Source organism: Variovorax sp. PMC12, assembly GCF_003019815.1.
Taxonomy (GTDB): Bacteria; Pseudomonadota; Gammaproteobacteria; order Burkholderiales; family Burkholderiaceae_C; genus Variovorax.
In genome coordinates this window covers 1,454,231-1,473,276 of sequence record NZ_CP027773.1, presented here as the reverse complement: position 1 = coordinate 1,473,276, position 19,046 = coordinate 1,454,231, and the positions used below count along the sequence as shown (strand labels likewise).

Annotated in this window: 16 protein-coding genes; 7 read left to right on the top strand and 9 right to left on the bottom strand. The window is 69.4% G+C overall.

The window, feature by feature from the left end; translation table 11 throughout:
- Nucleotides 1-56: 56 nt before the first annotated feature.
- Nucleotides 57-287, bottom strand: coding sequence for a hypothetical protein (locus C4F17_RS06800; protein ID WP_081271466.1), 231 nt, complete (start codon nucleotides 285-287; stop codon nucleotides 57-59).
- A gap of 155 nt (nucleotides 288-442) precedes the next feature.
- Here C4F17_RS06800 and C4F17_RS06795 point away from each other — a divergent pair, with 155 nt between their 5' ends.
- The 4 genes from C4F17_RS06795 to C4F17_RS06780 are packed head-to-tail and all read left to right on the top strand — an operon-like array spanning nucleotide 443 to nucleotide 4,309.
- Nucleotides 443-1,903 (top strand): cobyric acid synthase, encoded by a 1,461-nt coding sequence (locus C4F17_RS06795; RefSeq protein ID WP_106937464.1) that lies wholly within the window; start codon nucleotides 443-445, stop codon nucleotides 1,901-1,903.
- Nucleotides 1,900-2,958, top strand: a complete 1,059-nt coding sequence (gene cobT / locus C4F17_RS06790) for a nicotinate-nucleotide--dimethylbenzimidazole phosphoribosyltransferase (RefSeq protein WP_106934716.1) — start codon at nucleotides 1,900-1,902, stop codon at nucleotides 2,956-2,958. Before C4F17_RS06795 ends, cobT begins: the two co-directional genes overlap by 4 nt.
- The gene (locus C4F17_RS06785; protein WP_106934715.1) at nucleotides 2,955-3,749 is read left to right on the top strand and encodes an adenosylcobinamide-GDP ribazoletransferase; all 795 of its coding nucleotides are present in this window, start codon (nucleotides 2,955-2,957) and stop codon (nucleotides 3,747-3,749) included. Before cobT ends, C4F17_RS06785 begins: the two co-directional genes overlap by 4 nt.
- On the top strand, nucleotides 3,746-4,309 hold the full coding sequence (locus C4F17_RS06780) for a histidine phosphatase family protein (RefSeq protein ID WP_106934714.1): 564 nt from the start codon (nucleotides 3,746-3,748) through the stop codon (nucleotides 4,307-4,309). The genes C4F17_RS06785 and C4F17_RS06780 overlap by 4 nt, the downstream gene beginning before the upstream one ends.
- 19 nt (nucleotides 4,310-4,328) lie before the next feature.
- Here C4F17_RS06780 and C4F17_RS06775 read toward each other — a convergent pair whose 3' ends face one another.
- Nucleotides 4,329-7,151 (bottom strand): helix-turn-helix transcriptional regulator, encoded by a 2,823-nt coding sequence (locus C4F17_RS06775; RefSeq protein WP_106934713.1) that lies wholly within the window; start codon nucleotides 7,149-7,151, stop codon nucleotides 4,329-4,331.
- Between the two features lie 142 nt (nucleotides 7,152-7,293).
- On the opposite strand from C4F17_RS06775, the gene C4F17_RS33710 reads away from it, so the two are divergent.
- Entirely contained in the window at nucleotides 7,294-8,856 is a 1,563-nt protein-coding gene (locus C4F17_RS33710; RefSeq protein WP_106934712.1) for a methyl-accepting chemotaxis protein, read from the top strand.
- Between the two features lie 33 nt (nucleotides 8,857-8,889).
- Here the strand turns inward: C4F17_RS33710 and C4F17_RS06765 are convergent, their stop codons facing one another.
- A complete protein-coding gene (locus tag C4F17_RS06765) occupies nucleotides 8,890-9,738 on the bottom strand; it encodes an Ivy family c-type lysozyme inhibitor (RefSeq protein ID WP_234382632.1) in 849 nt (282 codons plus the stop codon).
- A 31-nt stretch (nucleotides 9,739-9,769) separates the two neighbouring features.
- Nucleotides 9,770-10,417 (bottom strand): endonuclease III, encoded by a 648-nt coding sequence (gene nth / locus C4F17_RS06760; RefSeq protein ID WP_106934710.1) that lies wholly within the window; start codon nucleotides 10,415-10,417, stop codon nucleotides 9,770-9,772.
- A 109-nt stretch (nucleotides 10,418-10,526) separates the two neighbouring features.
- Between nth and C4F17_RS06755 the strand changes: the two genes are divergently transcribed.
- Nucleotides 10,527-11,714: an aminotransferase-like domain-containing protein gene (locus C4F17_RS06755; protein ID WP_106934709.1), complete on the top strand. Its 1,188-nt coding sequence runs from the start codon at nucleotides 10,527-10,529 to the stop codon at nucleotides 11,712-11,714.
- 1 nt (nucleotide 11,715) lies between these two features.
- Here C4F17_RS06755 and C4F17_RS06750 read toward each other — a convergent pair whose 3' ends face one another.
- Nucleotides 11,716-11,943, bottom strand: coding sequence for a hypothetical protein (locus C4F17_RS06750; RefSeq protein WP_081267286.1), 228 nt, complete (start codon nucleotides 11,941-11,943; stop codon nucleotides 11,716-11,718).
- A gap of 66 nt (nucleotides 11,944-12,009) precedes the next feature.
- Nucleotides 12,010-13,032: a histone deacetylase family protein gene (locus C4F17_RS06745; RefSeq protein ID WP_106934708.1), complete on the bottom strand. Its 1,023-nt coding sequence runs from the start codon at nucleotides 13,030-13,032 to the stop codon at nucleotides 12,010-12,012.
- Between the two features lie 126 nt (nucleotides 13,033-13,158).
- On the opposite strand from C4F17_RS06745, the gene C4F17_RS06740 reads away from it, so the two are divergent.
- Entirely contained in the window at nucleotides 13,159-13,488 is a 330-nt protein-coding gene (locus C4F17_RS06740; RefSeq protein WP_106934707.1) for a DUF6172 family protein, read from the top strand.
- 13 nt (nucleotides 13,489-13,501) lie between these two features.
- Here the strand turns inward: C4F17_RS06740 and C4F17_RS06735 are convergent, their stop codons facing one another.
- From C4F17_RS06735 to mfd, 3 genes are all read right to left on the bottom strand, one after another.
- On the bottom strand, nucleotides 13,502-14,566 hold the full coding sequence (locus C4F17_RS06735) for an Ldh family oxidoreductase (protein WP_106934706.1): 1,065 nt from the start codon (nucleotides 14,564-14,566) through the stop codon (nucleotides 13,502-13,504).
- A 256-nt stretch (nucleotides 14,567-14,822) separates the two neighbouring features.
- Nucleotides 14,823-15,536 carry a phosphoserine phosphatase SerB gene (serB, locus tag C4F17_RS06730; RefSeq protein ID WP_106934705.1) on the bottom strand — a complete coding sequence of 238 codons (714 nt, stop codon included), beginning with the start codon at nucleotides 15,534-15,536 and terminating at the stop codon, nucleotides 14,823-14,825.
- Entirely contained in the window at nucleotides 15,533-19,015 is a 3,483-nt protein-coding gene (gene mfd / locus C4F17_RS06725) for a transcription-repair coupling factor (RefSeq protein ID WP_106934704.1), read from the bottom strand. The genes serB and mfd overlap by 4 nt, the downstream gene beginning before the upstream one ends.
- Nucleotides 19,016-19,046: the final 31 nt, after the last annotated feature.

Here is a 19,046-nt window from a genome sequence, read left to right as displayed (position 1 = left end):
ATTTGGAAAGAGTGAAAGCCTGAACGCTGCAAGGCGGTCTTTGCGCCGCCGTGGGTTCAGTCGGTATTGCCGGCTGTGCCTGCGGCGGCGCTTATTTTTTGCAGTTCCAGGACGCCCATCGCCAGGGCGTTGGAGTAGGTGGCCTGCGGCTTGGCGGCGGTGCGGTAGACGCGGTAGTCGAGGGTCTCGGATGCGTTGCCGCCGTGATGGGCTTCGAGAAGGGTCCAGAAAAACTGGCCCGGCTCGTGTTCCTCGACGGCTAGCGCCAAATCGTTCAAAACTGGCATGGTCCCTGAATGAATGCTGTGCGTTGTGTGAGCCGTGTCTACGCATCAGAGCCACTTTTGGATTCAAGCGCAGCATTTGAAATGCTCCAGGTGTGAAAGATGTCTCATTTCGTCGCTCCACCTGGACGGTTTTGGCGCTCAACGACAATTCGCCGATGAGTTCAACGGCAACAAACCGGCCGGCGCGGTGCGTCATGGTCCTCGGCACCACCAGCGGGGCCGGCAAGAGCTGGCTGGCCACGGCGCTGTGCCGCTGGTATGCGCGGCGCGGCCTGAAGGTGGCGCCGTTCAAGGCGCAGAACATGAGCAACAACGCCCGCGTGGTGGGCGGCGGAGAAATCGGCAGCGCCCAGTATTTCCAGGCCCTGGCCGCCAACGCCGTGCCCGACGTGCGCATGAACCCGCTGCTGCTCAAGCCCGAGCGCGACACCCACAGCCAGGTGGTGCTGATGGGGCAGGTGAGCGAAGAGCTCTCGGCCCTGCCGTGGCGCGGGCGCAGCGAGCGCGTCTGGCCGCAGATCGCCCGGGCGCTCGACGAACTGCGCGCCGAGAACGACGTGGTGGTGATCGAAGGCGCCGGCTCGCCGGCCGAGATCAACCTCATGGCCAGCGACATCGTCAACATGCGCATCGCCCGCCACGCCCAGGCCCGCTGCCTGCTGGCGACCGACATCGACCGTGGCGGCGCCTTCGCGCACCTGTACGGCACCTGGGCGCTGCTGCCCGAGGCCGACCGCTCGCTGCTGCACGGCTTCGTGCTCAACAAGTTCCGGGGCGACGCCGCGCTGCTGGCGCCCGCGCCGCAGCAGCTGCAGGAACTGACCGGCGTGCCCACCGTGGCCACGCTTCCCATGTGGTGGCAGCACGGCCTGCCCGAGGAAGACGGCGTGTTCGACGACCGCAGCCGCGCGAGCGGCACCGTCACCCGCACGGTGGCGGTGGTGGCGTATCCGCGCATCAGCAACCTCGACGAATTCCAGGCGCTGAAGAACGTACCGGGCGTGCGGCTGGTCTGGGCCCGCACGCCGGCCGACGTGGCCGGCGCCGACTGGATCGTGCTGCCCGGCTCCAAGCACACCAGCGGCGACCTGGCCTGGCTGCGCGCGCAGGGGCTCGACAGCGCCGTGGCAGCGCACGCCGAACGCGGCGGCGCGGTGCTGGGCATCTGCGGCGGATTGCAGATGCTGGGCGAGGCGCTGGTCGATCCGCACGGCATCGACGGCAACGCGCCGGGGCTGGGCCTGCTGCCGCTGGTGACGGTGTTCGCGCGCGAGAAGACGGTGCGCCACCGCGCCGCCACCTTCGGCGAACTGGGCGGCGCATGGGCCGCGCTGTCCGGCGTGCCGGTGGCCGGCTACGAAATCCACCACGGCCAGACGGCCGCCCATCCGCAGCTGGCGCACGACGGCCGGCCGGTGATGCCCGAAGGGCTGGCCTGGCAGAACGCGCGCGGCAATGTGCTGGGTATCTACATGCACGGCCTGTTCGAAGACCCCGGCGCGCTTCATGCCTTGTTCGGCGCCTCGGCTCCCACGCTGGACGCCACCTTCGACGGCCTGGCCGATTTCATCGACACACACTTCGACGCCGGCGTGCTGGCCGGGCTGATTGCATGAACAACGACGACGACCTCATTCCCGCCATTCCCACCATTCCCGACCTCGCCGACGCAGCGCTGGCGGTGCGCCTGCAGAGCGCGCTCGACAACAAGACCAAGCCGCTCGGCGCGCTCGGCCGGCTGGAGGCGCTGGCCTTGCGCATCGGGCTGATCCTGGGCACCGAACTGCCGCTGCTCGAGGCGCCGCAGATGCTGGTCTGCGCGGGCGACCACGGGCTGGCGGCGCGCGGCGTCTCGGCCTATCCGAGCGACGTGACCTGGCAGATGGTCGAGAACTTCCTGGCCGGCGGCGCGGCGGTGAGCGTTCTGGCGCGCCAGCACGGTCTGGCGCTGACGGTGGTCGACTGCGGCGTGCGGCGCGACTTCCAGCCCCGGCCCGGCCTTGTCTCGCGCCGGATTGCCGCCGGCACGGCCGACGCCTCGGCCGGCCCGGCCATGAGCCCGGAGCAATGCGCCCAGGCCATCGCCAACGGGCGCGAAGTGGTGCAGGCGCTGCCGGGCAACGCCTTGCTGCTCGGCGAGATGGGCATCGGCAACAGCTCGTCGGCCGCGCTGCTGCTGTCGCGGCTGGGCGGCCTGCGAATCGACGACTGCACCGGCATCGGCACCGGGCTCGACGGCGCGGGGCTGGCGCGCAAGCGCGAAGTGCTGCGCCAGGTGCTCGCGCTGCACGCGGATGCGACGGCACCGCTGGACGCGCTGGCGGCCTTCGGCGGTTTCGAGGTGGCCACGCTGGTCGGCGCCGTGCTGCAGGCGGCCGAAGAGCGCCGCGTGATCGTGGTCGATGGCTTCATCGCGAGTTCTGCCGTGCTGGTGGCGCAGGCCCTGCAGCCGCATGTGGCGCAGCGCTGCGTGGCCGCGCATTGCTCGGCCGAGCCGGGCCACGTGCTGCTGCTGGAGCAACTGGGCCTGGAGCCGCTGCTGAACCTCGACCTGCGGCTGGGCGAAGGCTCCGGCGGGGCGCTGGCGTGGCCGCTGCTCGAATCGGCCTGCCGCATCCTGCGCGAAATGGCCAGCTTCGAGGCGGCGGGCGTGTCGCGCAAGGACGCATGAGCGGCATCAGGCACTTCCTGCTGGCATTGCAGTTCTTCACGCGGGTGCCCGTGACGGGCCCGCTCGCGGACTGGGTCGGCTTCAGTCCGCAGATGCTGCGTGCGAGCGCCGCGCACCTGCCGGGCATCGGCTGGCTGGTGGGCGGCGTGGCCGCCCTGGTCTTCACCGGCGTGGGCACGGGGTTGCCCGGCGTGGCGGGCGCGCTGGCGGCGGCGGTGCTGAGCACCGTCGCCACGGTGATGCTGACCGGTGCCTTCCATGAAGACGGACTGGCCGATGTGGCGGACGGCCTGGGCGGATCGGCCCGGCGCGAAAGGGCGCTGGAAATCATGAAGGACTCGCGCATCGGCGCTTTCGGCGCGGTGGCGCTGGTGCTGGCGCTGGGCCTGAAGTTCGCGCTGCTCGCCACGCTGGCCGCGCGCGGGCTGCAGCCGGTGGCCATCGCCATCGTCGGTGCGCATGTGCTGTCGCGGCTGATGCCGCTGTTCCTGATCCGCTGGCTGCCTTATGTGGGCGACAGCGGCGCGAGCAAGGCCAAGCCGCTGGCGGACGCCATCAGCGGCGGCGCGCTGCTCATCGCCTTGCTGTGGACGGTGCCGGCCGTGGCCTTGCTGCTGCTGGCGCACGACGCAGTGCACGTCGGGGCGGCGGTGCTCATGGCCCTGCTGGCCGCGGGCTGGATGGCGCGGCTCTTCATGCGGCGGTTGCAGGGCTTCACGGGCGACGGCCTGGGCGCGACCCAGCAGGTCTGCGAGCTCGCGATCTACCTGGCGCTGGCCTGGCGGGCATGAGCACGCTCTGGCTCCAGCGCCATGCCCCGGTGGTGGCCGAACCGGGCCTCTGCTACGGCGCCACGGACCTCGAAGCCGATGCCGGCGCCACGCTGGACGCCGCCCGGCGCATCGCGCCGTTGCTGCCGGCCGGCACGCTGCTGTGCAGTTCGCCGCTGCGGCGCTGCGTCGCGCTGGCCGACGCCATCGCCGCGCTGCGGCCCGAGCTGCCGGTGCGGCGCGACGCGCGGCTGGCCGAGATGGATTTCGGCGCCTGGGAAGGCAGCGCGTGGGCCTCCATTCCGCGCGAAGACTTCGACGCCTGGACCGCCGATTTCGCGGACCTGCGCGTGGGCACCCACGGCGAGAGCGTGCGCGCCTTCATGGCGCGCATTGCCGCCGCGCACGACGAATGGCTGGCGCAGCGGCGCGACACGCTCTGGGTCACGCACTCCGGCGTGCTGCGCGCGGTGACGCTGCTGCAGCGCGGCATCCGTTGCCCGGCGGCAGCGAGCGACTGGCCCGGCGGCGAGATGCCGTTCGGCGGCTGGCTGACCTTCGGGCATCCGACCTCCGCCTGACGGAGAGAGGTACCGGCGGCTACCTGCCGTCGTCGTCGCGCTCCGCCTCCTGCCGCATGCGCTGCGCGACGGCGCTGCGCCCGTGGGCGTCCAGCTTCATGTAGATGTTCTTCAGGTGCCACTTGACCGTGTCCAGCGACAGGCCGAGGGTCAGCGCGATCTTCTTGTTGGGCAGCGACTGCAGCAGCAGCTCGGCGATCTCGGCTTCGCGCAGCGTGAGCTGGCTGCTCGGCCGGCGGTCGTCCCTGAAGCGCGGCGCCGGCGCGGGCTCGGCGCTCGCGTCGCGTTGCGATTGCGCCAGCGCCTCGATGCGTTCGATGAAGAACGACAGCACCGGGTCGAGATTGGGAATCGTCGTCGCGGTGCGGATCAGCTCCAGCGCGTTGTCGTGCGCGCCGAGCAGGGTGGCCAGCAGCCCCAGCCTGTGGCCCAGCCGCAGGGCCGCGCACACGCGCGCCCTCGACGCTTCGGCGCGCCCGAGCCTGCGCTCGACCTCGGCCGCCTGGAGCTGGAGCGCGGCGACGAAGCCGATCTGCCCACGTTGCCCGTAGCGGTGCGAGAGGGTTTCGATCTTCGCCAGCGTGGGCAGCAGTTCGCCGTCGTGCATCGCCAGCCAGATGCGCGCCTGCTCCACGACGTCGGCGATGCGCCGCAGGGTGCCGGGCTCGACGCCCGGGTGCCGACTCTGCAGCACTTCCAGTTCCTGCAACGACGCCCGTGCCGCTTCGGCGTCCTTGCCCGCCAGCTGGATCCTGAACTGCTCCAGCAGCACGCAGGCCAGTGCGCGGTCCATGCCGAAGCGCCCCAGGAAGCTCGCGGCCTGCGCCAGATGCTCCAGCGCCTCGCGCCGTCGGCCGGCGGCCTGCTGCGCGCGGTTCGACACGATGATCATGCGCAGGGCGGTGTCCGGAATCAGGCCGTCGGGCGCGCCCAGCTGTTCCTGGATGAAGCGCGCCGCCACCAGCGGACCGTGCTGCTCGTAGAGCACCTCGACCAGCAACTGCGCGGTCAGCCGCTCGGCCTCGGCGCAGCGCGCGCCGCGTTCCTGCGCTTCGTTCAGCACCTGGCGGTAGATGCGCTCCGCGCGGTGCATCTGGCCCTCGACGGCATACGACAGGCCGACGAGGCAGCGTCCCATCAGCGAACCGAACAGGGTGCCGACCATCGGTTCGCCGTCCACCCGCGGCGTGGGCTCGTCGCGCTGTATGCGCCGCGCCTGCTCGAACTCGCTGCGGTGCAGGTAGAGCCAGGTGAGCACGTTGCGCCGTCCGGCCAGCGCAAAGTCGTCGGCTCCCGGCGGCGGGGCCAGCAGCTCCGGCAGCAGCCGCGAGAGCGCGTCGTTGTCGTCGTTGCGGATGGCGAGCAGGCAGCTCAGCAGCGTGAGCCGGTAGCGCATGTCCGGCGCAAGATCCGGCGCGCGATCCGGCGCACGATCCGGCGTAGTGGCGCCCGCCTGTCCGCGCAGCCGCTCGATGCTGCGCGCGCAGTCGTCCAGGCGGTAGTCGGCCAGTTCGACCCAGGCCATCCAGAGAGCGAGATTGGTGTTGTCGCCGACGGTCCGGGCGTCGAGCTGGCGCACCAGCGCGATCACCTCGTTCATCCGGCCCTGGGTGAACAGGGCCGCCGCGCCGCGCTCGGCCAGCCGGGCGGCCGTCTCGCGGTGGCCGGCGGCCAGCGCATGCCGCACGGCCTGGTGGTGCAGGCCGCGCAGCGCGAACACCTGGCATGCCGTGGCATGCACCCGCAGGCGCTCCGCCTCGGGCCAGGCCTCGAAGCGCGTCAGCAGCACGCTGCGCAGCAGCGGGTGCATGTGCCACCAGCGTTCGCGCGGCGGTGCGGCGTCTTGTGCTTGCAGCGGTTCGGGTGTTTCCGGCCCTTCCGGCGGGGAGGACAGCAGGCCTTCGCGCGCCAGCGGTTCCAGCAGCTCCGAGCACAGAGTGGGCGTGTAGCCGGCACCCGCCAGGTCGGCGCACAGCAGCGCGTTGAAGCGGGTGGCGGCGGCGCAGCAGGTGAGCAGGCGCAGTTGCGTGGCCGAAAGGCGGGAGAACACGTGCGCGTGGAAGTACGCGGCAAAGGGCTCGGGGTCGGGCACGCCGTGGACCAGGGGCGACGACTGCACCCCGCGCCGCCGGCGCACGTCGGCGCTGGCCAGCCGCAACAGGGCCGGCCATCCTTCGGTGAGCCGGTGGATCGCCGTGGCGGCGCGCTCGTCCAGGTCGGGCAGGCGCATGCCGAGGTAATCGATCGACTCCGCAAGGCTGAAGCGCAGGTCGTCCCTGCGCAGCTCCAGCACCGTCTTGGAGCCCGGGGTGTGCGCCAGCGTCATCGGCAGCTCTTGCTGGCTCGCGAAGACGCACAGCAGGTTGGGCGGCGCGTACTCGACGAGCAGTTGCAGCGCGTGCAGCACGTTCTCGCTCTGCGCGCAGTGCACGTCGTCCACGATCAGCACCACCTTGCGGCCGTGCGCGGCGATGCCCCGCACCAGCGCGATGACCAGCCGCTCGATGGCGTAGGCATCGGGGCGGGCGTGTGCCACCGCCTGCCGGGTGAGGGCGGCATCGATGGCGCCCAGTGCCGCCATCAGGGCGGTCATGAAATGCAGGTCGCCCTCGGGAACGTCGGCGAGCCTGAGCCAGGCGATATCGGTTTGCGCCGAGACCAGTTCGCGCTGCCATGTGAGCAGGAGCGAACTCTTGCCGAAGCCGGCGGGCGCCCGAAGCACGACACAGCGGCGCGTGCCCGGCCCTGCGAGCCGGTCGAGCAGGCTCTGGCGGACCAGCAGCCGGCGGCTGCGGCTGCGGGCGCGCAGTGCGGTCGCGCCGGGGGAGAGGTCGGATTGCATCCGTGTGAATTTTCATTCATCCGGCGCCCGCTGAAACACATGTATCCGGGTTTGCCCATCCCACCCTTCAGGGGTGGGGTGGCGCATGCCGGGGCCGCCGATGACGAAAGGGAGACCACGCAACTTTTTTTGAGGAAGCCACATGCTCGATCTTTCGAATCTCAGGATTGGAGCCCGCCTCGGGCTGGGTTTTGCGCTGTTGCTGCTGCTCCAGCTGGTCATCACCGGCATCGGCCTGCACCAGATGGCCAATCTATCGCAGCGCATCGCCTTCGCGACCGAGGTCGGCCAGCGCAAGCTCGACGAGCTCAACAGCGTGCAGTCCGCCATCGGCAAGCGCGCCATCGCGGCGCGCAACCTGGCGCTGGTGAAAGACTCGGCCGGGCAGAAAGGAGACATGGAGCTCGTCGGCAGTTCCCAGCGCGAGATCGACGCCGGCCTGCAGGGCATGGCCGCGGTGATGGCCGACCCGGCCACCTCGACCCCGGAGGAGCGCCGGATGCTCGAGAAGCTGCGCGCGCTCGAGGCGCAGTACCTGCCCATTGCCGGCAACGTGGTCGCGCTCGCCACCTCGCACCAGACGGAGGCGGCGGTCAGGGTGCTGACCCAGGAATGCATGCCGCTGCTGAACCAGGTGCTGGCGCATGTCGCGGCCTTCCAGGCGCAGCTGAAGAAGAGCGCCGACGAAAGCACCGCGTCGACCCAGGCCGCGTACCAGCGCGCCAAGTGGCTGATCGTGTGGATCAGCTGCGCCTCGTTGGTCGGCGGGCTGCTGCTGGCCTTTCGCATGACGCGCTCGATCACGCGGCCGCTCGGGCAGGCGGTGACGGTGGCGCAGCAGGTGGCGTCGGGCGACCTGACGGCGCGCATCGAGGTGGCCGATTCCTCGGAATCCGGCATGCTGATGCGCGCGCTGCGCTCCATGAACGACGAGCTGGCCAAGGTGGTGGGGCAGGTGCGCGACGGCACCGATTCCATCGCCACGGCGTCGAGCCAGATCGCCTCGGGCAACCGCGACCTATCTTCGCGCACCGAGGCTCAGGCCAGCTCGCTGGAGCAGACGGCGGCCTCCATGCAGGAGCTGACCTCCACCGTCAAGCAGAACGCCGACAACGCGCGGCTGGCCAACCAGCTGGCCGACTCGGCCTCGCAGGTGGCTTCGCGCGGCGGCGCGGTGGTGGACCAGGTGGTGGAGAAGATGGCGTCCATCAACGCCTCGTCGCGCAAGGTGGTGGAGATCATCGGCGTGATCGACGGCATCTCGTTCCAGACCAACATCCTCGCGCTGAACGCGGCGGTGGAGGCGGCGCGTGCCGGCGAGCAGGGGCGGGGCTTCGCGGTGGTGGCGTCGGAGGTGCGCAGCCTGGCGCAGCGCTCGGCCGCGGCCGCGAAGGAAATCAAGACGCTGATCGGCGACTCGGTGGGCGAGGTCGCGGCCGGCAGCACGCTGGTCAATGAAGCCGGCAAGACCATGGAAGAGATCATGGGCAGCGTGCGGCGGGTGACGGACATCATGGCGGAGATCACCGCGGCCAGCCAGGAGCAGTCGGCCGGCATCGAGCAGGTGAACGACGCCATCAAGCAGATGGACCGCACCACGCAGCAGAACGCCGCGTTGGTCGAGCAGGCCTCAGCCGCCGCGCAGTCGATGAACGATCAGGCCGCGGGCCTGGTGCATGCGGTGCGCATGTTCAAGCTGGCCTGAGTGCCGCCTGGAGCGGCCCGGGGCGGGCGCCGCTCAGCTCTTCTTGCGCCACTGCTCGCGCCAGAGCTTGTCGAGCTGGGGCGCCAGCGCGGCGGGCGGCGTGCCCACCAGCCGGTTCTTGCCGCCGCGCTGCACCAGGCCATAGATGCGGCCCGAGCCCTGGTCGTACAGGGCGATGGCGTTGTTGTCGTAGCAGTCGTGCGGCTTGCAGAAGGCATGCAGCAGGTAGCGCGTGCCGTCGACCGTCACCCATTGGGGTTCCGGCGCCGGGCCCTCGCGGCGCACCAGCCAGCGGTCGGTTTCGCGCGTGCCGAGTGCGGCGCGCCAGGCCTTCTGCATGGCCGGCCCCTGCGCGAGCGCGGCGGGGCTGCCTGTGGGCGGCGCCGGCTGCTTCGCCGGCACGGCGGCTTCGGCCGGCGGCGGCACGGCGCGCGCGGCGCCGTCGCAGCGCCAGTAGCGCAGCTTCATCATGTCGGGGCCGAGCTGGCCGGCAACGGGCTTTTCGGCGTCCAGCGTGATCGACTGGCCGCGCGCCTCGCGGTAGACCAGGAAGTTCAGGGCGCCGGCCTTGGGCACGCTGCTCATCAGCGCCACGTCGAAGTTGGGCGGGGGCGGGCTGTTGCCGAAGAAGCTGTGGGCCGTCTGCGGTGCGGTGCCGACCACGCGGCGCTTGCCGCTCTCGGCGATCAGCATGTCGGCGTGCACCTGCACGGTGGGTGCGGCGGCGTTGGCGCAGTCGGTGGACCAGCGCCCGCCGTATTGCGCCATCGCATCGGCGCCCAGGCCGGGCGATGCGGCCTGCGACCACGACACGGCCGGCAAGCAGGCGGCCATGCCGAGCAGGACGGTGGCCAGGAGCGCGCGGGACGGGGGCTTCTTCATTGTCATTCGGTGTGTCGTCGGATGTGTTTCTTCAGGCCGTCTTCGGCGCGGGTGTCTTGGGCTTGTAGTCGCAGAAGGTGGCGACCGCGCATTCCCAGCAACGCGGCTTGCGCGCAACGCAGACGTAGCGCCCGTGCAGGATGAGCCAGTGATGCGCGTGCAGCCGGTACTGCAATGGGACGCGCTTCTCCAGCTTGAGTTCCACCTCCAGCGGCGTCTTGCCCGGCGCGAGCCCGGTGCGGTTGCCCATGCGGAAGATGTGCGTGTCGACCGCGATGGTGGCCTCGCCGAAGGCCACGTTCAGCACCACGTTGGCGGTCTTGCGGCCGACGCCGGGCAGCGCTTCCAGCTCGGCGCGGGTGCGCGGCACTTGGCCGCCGTGCTGCTCCACCAGCATGCGGCATGTCTCGATCAGGTGCCTGGCCTTGCTGCGGTACAGGCCGATGGTCTTGATGTAGTCCTCCAGCCCCTCCACGCCGAGGTCAAGGATGGCCTGCGGCGTGTTCGCCACCGGGAACAGCTTGCGCGTGGCCTTGTTCACGCCCACGTCGGTGGCCTGCGCGGACAGCAGCACGGCGGCCAGCAGCTCGAAGGGCGTGGTGTATTCGAGTTCGGTCTGGGGTTCCGGGTTGGCCGCCTGCAGCGTGGCGAAGAAGAGCGGGATGTTTTCTTTTTTCATGGGGCGGAGGTCGGCGTTAGCGCAATATATCGTTGAAAGGCCAAAGCCTTACGCAGCTTTATTGCCCGCGGCTTTCGCGACAATGGCACCCCAGAAAGAGAGCCAAACCATGCAATTCGCCTCCCGACTCGACAACGTCGAGACCTCCGCCATCCGCGAACTCTTCAAGCTGCTGGGCAAGCCCGGCATCATCAGCTTCGCGGGCGGCTTCCCTGACAGCGCCATGTTCGACGTCGAGGGCCTCAAGGAGGCGAGCAACAAGGCACTCACCGAAGAACCCGGCGGCGCGCTGCAATACGGCGCCACCGAAGGCTACGAGCCGCTGCGCACGCAGCTGAGCGCCTTCATGAAGACCAAGGGCGTCGAGGTCGACCCCTCCGGACTGATCGTCACCACCGGCAGCCAGCAGGCGCTGGACCTGCTGGGCAAGACCATGATCTCGCCCGGCGACAAGGTGATCGTCGAGGGCCCGACCTTCCTGGCCACCATCCAGTGCTTCCGCCTGTACGGCGCGCAGCTCATCAGCGCACCCATCGACGCCAACGGCGTGAAGACCGACGAGCTCGAGAAGCTCATCGCCGAGCACAAGCCCAAGTTCGTCTACCTGATTCCCACCTTCGGCAACCCCAGCGGTGCCATGCTGAGCCTGGAGCGCCGCAAGAAGGTGCTGGAGCTGGCCGTGAAGTACCAGACGCTGATCGTCGAGGACGACCCCTACGGCGACCTGTACTTCGGCGAAGCCCCGCCGCCGTCGATCATGGCCCTGAGCAAGGACGTGCCCGGCAGCCGCGAGCTGCTGGCGCACTGCGGCAGCCTGAGCAAGGTGCTGAGCCCGGGCCTTCGCATCGGCTGGATGATCGCCCCGCCCGAGCTGCTGGCCAAGGCCACCATGTGCAAGCAGTTCAGCGACGCGCACACCAGCACCTTCTCGCAAGCCACGGCGGCCCAGTACCTCAAGAGCGGCCGCATGCCGGCCACGCTGGCGCACGTGCGCGAGGTGTACGGCCAGCGCGCGCAGGCCATGGGCAATGCGCTCAAGCGCGAACTGGGCGACGCGGTGAGCTTCACCCAGCCCAACGGCGGCCTGTTCTTCTGGGCGCGCCTCACGGGCGCCAACGGCAAGCTGGCCGATGCGAACGAACTGGCCAAGCGCGCCATCGAGAAGCTCGTGGCCTTCGTGCCCGGCGCGCCGTTTTTCGCCGAGAAGCCCGACGTGGCCACGCTGCGCCTGAGCTTCGCGACGGCCGACGTGGCCAAGATCGAAGAGGGCGTGAAGCGCCTGGGTCAGGCGCTGTAAATCACGGCGAGCGGTGCAGCCGGGGCGCTGCGAGGAGCTCCAGGTTGTCCGCAATGGCCGCATCCACGTTCGGATAGCGGCCTTTCATTTTCGAGAGCGTCATGATGGTCTGCAGCGCCTTCAGGTCCTTGACCGAGGGCGCGACCTTGATCTGCGCGATGGCTGCGGTGGGGTTGCCACCGTTGATCAATGCCATCACCTTGCTTGCCCAGTCGTTTGCGCGCGCCATGTCTTCACCTGCTTCCATTCGAAGCGCCGACTGTACACAGCGCGGCGGCCGCCGCCGCCAAGACCATCACGCGATATCCGCGAATCCCCCGAAGAAGGCGCTTGCGTTGGCTTCCAGGCTCTCGAGGTGATAGCCGCCTTCCTGCACGATCAGCGTCGGCAGGCCCAGCGCGCCAACAGCCTTGCCCAAGCGCCCGAAGCCCTCGGTCGTCACCGCCACCTGCGACTGCGGATCGTCCTTGTAGATGTCGAAGCCCAGCGCCAGAACCAGCGCATCGGGCGCGAAGCGCCGCAGCACCTGCGTTGCGTCGTCGAGCCGCTCGAAGAAGACCGCTTCCGGTGCGCCGTGCGGCATCGGGAAGTTGACGTTGAAGCCTTCGCCCTCGTCGGCGCCGCGTTCGTCCTCGTAGCCGGCCACGGCCGGGTAGAAGTTGGTCGGGTCGCCGTGGATCGACACGTACATCACGTCGCTGCGCCCGTAGAAGATCTCCTGTATGCCCTGGCCATGGTGCATGTCGGTGTCGAGCACCGCCACGCGAGCGAAGCGCCCGCGCAATGCCTGCGCGGCAATGGCTGCGTTGTTGAGGTAGCAGAAGCCGCCGGCCGCATCGACGCGGGCATGGTGGCCGGGCGGGCGGCACAGCGCATAGGCCGCGCGGGCGCCGTCGTTGATGGCCGCCGCGCCGGCCACCGCGCTCTGGGCCGACCAGTACGCCGAACGCCAGGTCTCGGCCCCGACCGGGCAACTGCCGTCGGCCAGGTAGCGCGCCGCCCTGGCCAGGATGCCGCGCAGGCGGTTGGGCTCGCGCACGTAGACGTTCGACATCACCTCGTCGCCCCAGTCGGGCGGCATCTGCTTCCATTCGCCGTGGGCTTCCTCTAGAAAGCGCAGGTAATCGCCGCTGTGCACGGTGGCCAGCGGCGCCATGCCGGCATCGCCCGGCGTCCGGAGGTCGAAGCCGAGCGACTGCACGGCGGCGACGAGCCGCAGCGCGCGCTCCGGAATTTCCTGCGGGGTGCGCATCTGCCCGCGCGACAGGTAGCTGCGCGGGTGGTGCAGCAGTTGCTCCGGATGAAAGAAGGTCAGCATGGGTGAATCGGCATGGCCGCCGCGGTATCTGTTGCCTGGCAGCCATGGTAGCGAGCAAGATCGGTGCCCATCCGGGGCATCGGGCGGTGCCGGATTGGGCGGCTTTCACATTGGTTACGATCACCCATGAGAAAAACCTTTCAGCTTCAGGTCGAGGGCAAGCACCCCGACCGTCTCCTCGAAGCCATCAAGCACGAGATCCGCAAGTACATCAAGCGCGAGCGGCGGCGCGAATTGCCCGAAGGCGCCGACTTCTGGGACTTCGACTGCAAGTTCGGCGCAGCCGAGGAATCGGCCGAAGTCGTCCACCTCTCGGCCATCACCGGCCTGATCGACGGCGTGGTCAAGGACGGCGGCAGGCAGTTCTATGTCGAGGTCGTGGCCAAGCCCGGCAAGCGCAAGCCGCGGCCGGCGGGCGAAGCCGCTCCCGGCTCTTCAGAAACCGAAGAAGACTGAGCCTGCCTCCGGTCTAGACCAGCGCCTGCGCCAGCCGCAGGCCGTAGCGCTGCTCGGCATCGTGCAGCGCACGCGCGATCGACGGGTGCAGCCGCACCCCGTTCCTCGATTGCGCATCCCGACGCTTCAGACCGCCTTCGCCCGGCAGCCGCACAGGCTTGGCCGGGTCGATGGGCGTGTTGGCGCGGCACTGCGCGGCCACGTGGTCCATCTGGCGCAGGAAGGCGTCCTTGCCGCCGAAGGCGTTCAGGTCGTGCAGCGTGATGTGCACCGTGGCGCCCCAGCCTTCGGGCGGGTCGGCCCGGCCGTGGCCCGCGAGGCCGGCGGTGAGCGTCTCGACCAGCAGCGCCATGCCGTAGCCCTTGTGGCCGTGGCTCAGGCCGCCCACGGGCAGCAGCGTGCCGGGCGGCTGGTCGAACAGCACCTGCGGGTCGTTCGACGGCTTGCCGGCGGCGTCGATCAGCCATTCCTCGGCGAAGGTCTCGCCGGCGGCGCGCTTGCGGTTGCTCATGCCGTTGGTGGTGATGGACGCCGAGATGTCGACCATCACGCCGCCCTGCGACAGCGGAAAGCCCATGGCCAGCGGATTGGGCGTGAACACGGCCTGCGTGCCGCCGAAGGGCGCGACGCTGGCGGTGTTGGGGTCGGAGCAGGCGAGCAGCATGAGCATGTCTTCCTGCAGCGCGCGCAGCATGTAGACGGCGAGGCAGGCGATGTGGTGGCTGCGACGGATGACGAGCGAGGCGGTGCCCAGTTCGCGCGCGCGGGGCACCAGCAGGTCCATGCCCTGGTCCATGAGCCACGGGCCGGGCAGTCGCTTGCCGTCCCACAGCACGGCGGCGGGGCGGTCGGACAGCACTTCGGGTGTGCCGTCGCGGGTCATGCCGCCCGATTCCAGTTCCTTCACATACCCGGCCAGCAGCGCGAGGCCGTGGGTGTCGTGGCCCAGCAGATCGCCTTCGACCAGGGTGCGGGCCACGCTGTCGGCCTTGGATGCTTCGAGCCCGGCTTTCTGGAGGAGGGCGCTGGCGTAGTCCTTGAGGGCGTCGGCGTTGTAGAGCGGGGTGGTGTCGGTCATGTTGTCTCGTCGTGTTGTTTGCTGTTGTTCAGGGCTTGTGCGCAGGCCATCGGGTACTCCCCTCCGCGAATGTCCCCCGGCGCCCTGCGCACATGGGCGCTTCCGTTGTGCCGGCCGATCAACAAGTGCGCTGAACGATCACGCTGGCGGGGTGCTCTGCGCAGCGAAATAAAGGAGGAGGCCGCAGGCCGGGGGACATTCGCGGAGCAGAGTACCCCGTCGGCGGGAGCGCGCCCCGAGTCACGCCCCCAAAATCTCATCGCAGTATTTCGAGAACGCGGTCCAGCCCGCCTTCGTTGATCGCGACCATCGCCTGCTCGCGCACCTTCGGCTTCGCGTGGTAGGCCACCGAGAGACCAGCCTCGCCCATCATCGGCAGGTCGTTGGCACCGTCGCCCACGGCAATGGTCTCCTGCGGCGAGATGCCCATGAGCGACGCCACCTCCAGCAGCGTGCGGCGTTTCTCGGCACCGTCGCAGATGTCGCCCCAGCTTTGCGTGACGACCTCGCCCGTGAGCTTGCCGTCGGCTTCGTCGAGCAGGTTGGAGCGCGCGAAGTCGATCCCCAGGCGCTCCTTCACGCGATTCGCAAAGAAAGTGAAGCCGCCCGACACCAGCAGCACCTTGAGGCCGGCCTTCCTGCAGGCCGCGACCAGCTCGCTCGCGCCCGGGTTGAGCTTCAGCCGCTCGTCGTACACCTGCTGCAGCGCCTCGACCGGCACGCCCTCGAGCAGCGCCACGCGGCGGCGCAGGCTCTCCTTGAAGTCCTTGATCTCGCCGCGCATCGTGGCTTCGGTGATGGCCGCCACTTCGGCCTTCTTGCCGACCGCGTCGGCGATCTCGTCGATGCACTCGATGTTGATCAGCGTCGAGTCCATGTCGAACGCGATCAGCTTGAAGTCGGCCAGCTTCAGCGGCGGCTTCACGCGCTGGATGACCAGGCCGGGGGAGATTTCTTGAATGGCGCTCATGCGGTGGCGGTTTCCTTGACGATGGGTTGGCCCAGGCTGCGCAGCACGTCGCGCACCAGCTGGGCCCGGTCTTTCGGCTCTTTCAGTTCGCGCTCGATGCGCAGCTTCTCGTTGCCGGCGAGCTTGATGTGCTTGTTCTTCTGTATCAGCTGGATGATGGCCATGCCGTCCACCGGCGCGTCTTTCCTGAAGGTGATGTTGATGATGCCCGGCGCGGCATCGACCTTCACCACGCCGTAGGGCCGCGCCAGCACGCGCAGGCGGTGCGTGTCGATCAGCGTCTGCGCCTGCGGCGGCAGCTTGCCGAAGCGGTCGACGATTTCCTCGAGCAGCGTGTCGATCTGGTCGGGCGTCTTCGCGGTGGCCAGCTTCTTGTAGAACGACAGCCGCAGGTGCACGTCGCCGCAGTAGTCGTCGGGCAGCAGGGCGGGGGCGTGCAGGTTGATCTCGGTGGTGACCGACAGCGGCGACAGCAGGTCGGGCTCCTGGCCGGCCTTGAGCGCGCGCACGGCCTCGCTGAGCATCTCGTTGTAGAGCTGGAAGCCGATCTCCATCATGTTGCCGCTCTGGCTTTCGCCAAGCACCTCGCCGGTGCCGCGGATCTCCAGGTCGTGCATGGCCAGGTAGAAGCCGGAACCCAGCTCTTCCATTTGCTGGATGGCGTCGAGCCGCTGTGCCGCCTGCTTGGTCAGGCCCTCTGTGTCGGGCACCATGAGGTAGGCATACGCCTGGTGGTGCGAACGGCCGACGCGGCCGCGCAGCTGGTGCAGCTGCGCCAGGCCGAACTTGTCGGCGCGGCTCATCACGATGGTGTTGGCGGTCGGCACGTCGATGCCGGTCTCGATGATGGTCGAGCACAGCAGCAGGTTGTAGCGCTGCGCCACGAAGTCGCGCATCACGCGCTCCAGCTCGCGCTCGGGCATCTGGCCGTGCGCCACGGCGATGCGGGCCTCGGGCAGGATTTCCTCGAGCTTCTGGCGGCGGTTCTCGATGGTCTCGACCTCGTTGTGCAGGAAGTACACCTGTCCGCCGCGCTTCAGCTCCCGCAGCACGGCTTCGCGGATCACGCCGGTGCCTTCGTTGCGCACGAAGGTCTTGATGGCAAGGCGCCGCTGCGGCGCGGTGGCGATCACGCTCAGGTCGCGCAGGCCTTCCAGCGCCATGCCCAGCGTGCGCGGAATCGGCGTGGCGGTGAGCGTGAGCACGTCGACCTCGGCGCGCATTGCCTTCATCGCCTCTTTATGGCGCACGCCGAAGCGGTGTTCCTCGTCGATGATGAGCAGGCCCAGGTTCTTGAACTTGACCGACTGCGACAGCAGCTTGTGCGTGCCGACCACGATGTCGACCTGGCCCTCGGCCAGCCCCTTGGCGGCGGCGGTGATTTCCTTGGCGGAGCGGAATCGGCTCATTTCCGCCACCTTCACCGGCCACTTGGCGAAGCGGTCGACCAGCGTCTGGTAGTGCTGCTCGGCCAGCAGCGTGGTGGGCGCAAGGAAGGCCACCTGCTTGCCGCCGGTGACCGCGATGAAGGCGGCGCGCAGCGCCACTTCGGTCTTGCCGAATCCCACGTCGCCGCACACCAGGCGGTCCATGGGCTGGGGCGAGATCATGTCCTGCACCACCGCATGGATCGCGGCCTTCTGGTCGGCGGTTTCCTGGAAGCCGAAGTCGTTGGCGAACACCTCGTAGTCGGCCGGCGAATAGCGGAAGGCATGGCCCTCACGCGCGGCGCGGCGGGCATAGATGTTGAGCAGCTCGGCAGCCGAGTCGCGCACCTGCTCGGCAGCCTTGCGCTTGGCTTTGTCCCACTGGCCGGAGCCCAGCTTGTGCAGCGGTGCCTCGTCGGCGCTGACACCGGTGTAGCGGCTGATCTGGTGCAACTGCGACACCGGCACGTAGAGCGTGGCCTTGTCGGCGTACTCCAGGTGCAGCATTTCCTGCAGGAGGGGCTTGCCGTCGGGGCCGTTGCCCTGGCCCAGGTCCATGTGGATCAGGCCGCGGTAGCGGCCGATGCCGTGCGCGGTGTGGACCACCGGGTCGCCGACGTTCAGCTCCGACAGGTCCTTGATGAGCGCCTCGACGTCGCTGACCTGTTCCTGCTTCTTGTTGCGCCGGCGCGTGGTGGGCGCGGTGGCGAACAGCTCGGTTTCGGTGACGAGGTCGATGCCTTGCTCGCGCCAGGCGAAGCCCGACGCCAGCGCGGCGGTGGCGATGCCGACTTTTTCGTCGGCGGAGGCTTCGAATTCGGCCAGCGAGTCGAAGGCCGGCGGGTTCACGCCGCTGGCGCGCAGGAAGTCGAGCAGGCTCTCGCGGCGGCCGTCGCTCTCGGCGATCAGCAGCACGCGGTGCGGCGTCTTCGCGATGTGCGCCTTGAGGCCGACCAGCGGGTCTTCGGCGCCGCGCACCACGGCGAACGGCGGCAGTTTGTCGAACTCGGCGTAGGGCGCCTCGGTGGGCACGTCGCCACGGATGGCGAGCTGCGCATGGGGCTTGGCGCGCTGGTAGAACTGCTCGGCGTTCAGGAACAGCGCTTCGGGCGGCAGCGCCGGGCGTTCGGGGTCGCCCTGCACCAGCCGGTAGCGCTCGTTGGTGTCCTGCCAGAAGTGCTGGAACGCGGGCTCCAGGTCGCCGTGCAGCACCACGGTGGCGTCGGGGCCGAGGTAGTCGAACACCGTGGCCGTCTCGTCGAAGAACAGCGGCAGGTAGTACTCGATGCCGGCGGTGGCCACGCCGTTGCCCATGTCCTTGTAGATGCGGCTCTTGGTCGGGTCGCCTTCCAGCAGCTCGCGCCAGCGGCCCCGGAAGCGCCCGCGTGCGTCGTCGTCCATCGGGAACTCGCGGCCCGGCAGCAGACGCACCTCGGGCACGGGGTAGAGGCTGCGCTGGGTGTCGGGATCGAAGGTGCGGATGGAATCGATCTCGTCGTCGAACAGGTCGACGCGGAAGGGCACCGGCGAGCCCATGGGGAACAGGTCGATCAGCCCGCCGCGCACCGCGTATTCGCCGGGGCTCACCACTTGCGTCACGTGGCTGTAGCCGGCCAGCGTGAGCTGGGCCTTGAGCTTCGATTCCTCGAGCTTCTGCTTGGCCTTGAAGTGGAAGGTGTAGCCGGCCAGGAAGGACGGCGGTGCCAGCCGGTAGAGCGCGGTGGTGGCGGGCACCAGCACCACGTCGGCTTCCTTCTGGCTGATGCGCCAGAGGGTGGCCAGGCGCTCGCTGATCAGGTCCTGGTGGGGCGAGAAGCTGTCGTAGGGCAGCGTCTCCCAGTCGGGGAACAGGGCGCAGCGCAGGTCGGGCGCGAAGAAGGCGATCTCGTCGATCAGGCGCTGGGCGTCGTTGGCATCGGCGGTGAACATCGCCGTGGCGCGCCCGGCGGCTTTCTCGCGCATGGCCAGCTGCGCCAGCAGCAGTGCATCGGCCGACAACGGGGGACGCGGCAGCGTGAAACGCTTGCCCGCCGTGAGGTGGGGGAGGTCCATGTAACGCTTAGGAAATGCACAACACCCCGCG

Coding starts and splice junctions, on each gene's coding strand:
- C4F17_RS06800 (WP_081271466.1), bottom strand. CDS start 287: ATGCCAGTTTTGAACGATTTGGCGCTAGCCGTCGAGGAACACGAGCCG.
- C4F17_RS06795 (WP_106937464.1), top strand. CDS start 443: ATGAGTTCAACGGCAACAAACCGGCCGGCGCGGTGCGTCATGGTCCTC.
- cobT (WP_106934716.1), top strand. CDS start 1,900: ATGAACAACGACGACGACCTCATTCCCGCCATTCCCACCATTCCCGAC.
- C4F17_RS06785 (WP_106934715.1), top strand. CDS start 2,955: ATGAGCGGCATCAGGCACTTCCTGCTGGCATTGCAGTTCTTCACGCGG.
- C4F17_RS06780 (WP_106934714.1), top strand. CDS start 3,746: ATGAGCACGCTCTGGCTCCAGCGCCATGCCCCGGTGGTGGCCGAACCG.
- C4F17_RS06775 (WP_106934713.1), bottom strand. CDS start 7,151: ATGCAATCCGACCTCTCCCCCGGCGCGACCGCACTGCGCGCCCGCAGC.
- C4F17_RS33710 (WP_106934712.1), top strand. CDS start 7,294: ATGCTCGATCTTTCGAATCTCAGGATTGGAGCCCGCCTCGGGCTGGGT.
- C4F17_RS06765 (WP_234382632.1), bottom strand. CDS start 9,738: ATGAAGAAGCCCCCGTCCCGCGCGCTCCTGGCCACCGTCCTGCTCGGC.
- nth (WP_106934710.1), bottom strand. CDS start 10,417: ATGAAAAAAGAAAACATCCCGCTCTTCTTCGCCACGCTGCAGGCGGCC.
- C4F17_RS06755 (WP_106934709.1), top strand. CDS start 10,527: ATGCAATTCGCCTCCCGACTCGACAACGTCGAGACCTCCGCCATCCGC.
- C4F17_RS06750 (WP_081267286.1), bottom strand. CDS start 11,943: ATGGCGCGCGCAAACGACTGGGCAAGCAAGGTGATGGCATTGATCAAC.
- C4F17_RS06745 (WP_106934708.1), bottom strand. CDS start 13,032: ATGCTGACCTTCTTTCATCCGGAGCAACTGCTGCACCACCCGCGCAGC.
- C4F17_RS06740 (WP_106934707.1), top strand. CDS start 13,159: ATGAGAAAAACCTTTCAGCTTCAGGTCGAGGGCAAGCACCCCGACCGT.
- C4F17_RS06735 (WP_106934706.1), bottom strand. CDS start 14,566: ATGACCGACACCACCCCGCTCTACAACGCCGACGCCCTCAAGGACTAC.
- serB (WP_106934705.1), bottom strand. CDS start 15,536: ATGAGCGCCATTCAAGAAATCTCCCCCGGCCTGGTCATCCAGCGCGTG.
- mfd (WP_106934704.1), bottom strand. CDS start 19,015: ATGGACCTCCCCCACCTCACGGCGGGCAAGCGTTTCACGCTGCCGCGT.